The sequence below is a fragment of the Cumulibacter manganitolerans genome (genome assembly GCF_009602465.1).
GTDB lineage: Bacteria > Actinomycetota > Actinomycetes > Mycobacteriales > Antricoccaceae > Cumulibacter > Cumulibacter manganitolerans.
The window spans coordinates 1-1,922 of record NZ_WBKP01000116.1; the positions used below are offsets into that span (position 1 = coordinate 1).

A 1,922-nucleotide genomic window follows, 5' to 3' on the forward strand; every position below is an offset into this window, starting at 1 on the left:
CTCGAGGCCGAGCAGCAGTACTACCGTCAGAACAACCCCCGACAGCAGCCGCTGCCGGGAGAACTCGCCCTCCACTAAACCCGGGGCGATTCACCCCGCCACCACCCGTCAGCGAACCGCCACCACGAAAGGTCACCAGCCTCGAGCAGCACCTACGCAGACGACTCGCCGAGCACCTCGGACCCCGAGCCGGCTAAGCCCACTCGCGGCGTACTCCGGTACCGAAACCACCCGATTCCGGTACCGAAGCACGCCGCGAACCGGGAGTAGTGCCAGGACCACCAGCGTGCGGTGAGAGCGCGGCCAAGACGGTCGACTCGATGCTTCCGAGGCTGCGGGACGGCAGAAAGGTGGCGCTCGGATTCCAGGTCATTGCTGCCTATCGGCCGACGCGGCACAGAGCCGACGTCGCAGGGACATCACGATCATCCACGTGCCGGAGCACGGCCGGCTCGCGTTCCGTACTGTCGTATTGATACCGACGGTCGACCTGGTGCGACTAGCGGAGAGCTACCCCAGTTTTGCTACGTGATGTGGACGCGCGAACGTGCCGCACGCAGGTGCGGAAAGGACCTCATGCCAAACCTCTTTACTCCCTTCACACTCAAGGGGGTGACGTTGCGGAATCGGATCGCGATGTCGCCCATGACCATGCACCGCTCGGTCGACGGGAAGATGAACGATTTTCACGTCATGTACCTCGGTGCACGCGCCGCCGGTGGCTTCGGGCTCGTGTTTCCGGAGCAGATCGCGATCGCGCCCGATGGCCGCACCAGTGTTCATTGCGCCGGCATCTATGACGACGATCAGATAGATGGACTGAAACGCGTCACCGCACTGATCAAGGACATGGGAGCCGTACCGGCTATCCAGCTCGCGCACACCGGACGCAAGGGAAGTGCCGAACCGGATGGGGGTGGGGTGCGAATGCTCCCGCCGGAGCACGCCGATGGCTGGCAGACAGTTGGTCCGTCCGCGATTGCGTTCGGCGGACGGATGCCGTATACCCCACGCGAGCTGTCGAAGGCGGAGATCGCGGAGATCCACACCCAGTTCGCTTCGGCTGCCCACCGGGCCGCCGAAGCGGGGTTCGAGTGGCTGGAGTTGCACTTCGCCCACGGGTACCTCGGCGCCAGCTTCCTGTCGCCGTTGGCAAACCAGCGCAGCGATGAATACGGGGGCAGCCCTGAGAACCGGGCCCGCTTCCACCTCGAGGCCATCGATGCGGTCCGGAAAGCCTGGCCCGAGCGGTTCCCGCTCACCGCGCGCGTGGGTTGTGACGACCTGCACGATGACGGCCTTCAGTTCGACGACTCGATCGTCGCAATCAGATGGATGAAGGAACACGGACTCGATCTGGTCGACCTGAGCCTCGGGATGAACACCCCCGAGATCAACCAGTCCCCGTTCGCCGAAATGGGCTTTATGGTCGACCGGGCCGCACGCGTGCGCGCGGAGGTCGGTCTCCCGGTTGCGACAAGCTGGAACCTGGGGAAGCCGTCGGTCGCCGACCAGGTGATTCGGCAGGAGAAGAGTGACCTGGTCTATCTCGGTCGGCCCGCACTGTCGAACCCACACTGGCCGGTGTGGGCGGCAACGGAGCTGGGCGGGCAGGACCCCATCGATCTCGTCCCCCGAGACTGGCGAGGATGGCTTCGGCCATATCGTGGTCACGAGGCAGCCTCCGGTTGGCCGCCGCCGGCATCGAACGGTGCCGCTGACAACGCGCCGAGCGCGACCTAACAGAGCCAAACTTCCTCCCAGGCCGAAGCATCGGTTGCCGGCCTGGCCGCGCGCCGAGCCGGCTAGGCCAATTCGCGGCGCACTCCGGTACTGAAATCACCCCTTGGGTTCTAGGGGTCGTTGCAACGCCTTTGATCAGGAGGACGTTGCAGGTGGGTACGTATCAGCGATTTGGTCGC

General features: G+C 65.0%; 1 protein-coding gene. It reads left to right on the forward strand.

The window, feature by feature from the left end; translation table 11 throughout:
- Positions 1-576 precede the first annotated feature (576 nt).
- Positions 577-1,743, forward strand: coding sequence for an NADH:flavin oxidoreductase/NADH oxidase (locus tag F8A92_RS18375; protein ID WP_153506628.1), 1,167 nt, complete (start codon positions 577-579; stop codon positions 1,741-1,743).
- Positions 1,744-1,922: the final 179 nt, after the last annotated feature.

What these genes read in the sequence shown, in the direction of transcription:
- F8A92_RS18375 (WP_153506628.1), top strand. Translation starts at nt 577, where the DNA reads ATGCCAAACCTCTTTACTCCCTTCACACTCAAGGGGGTGACGTTGCGG.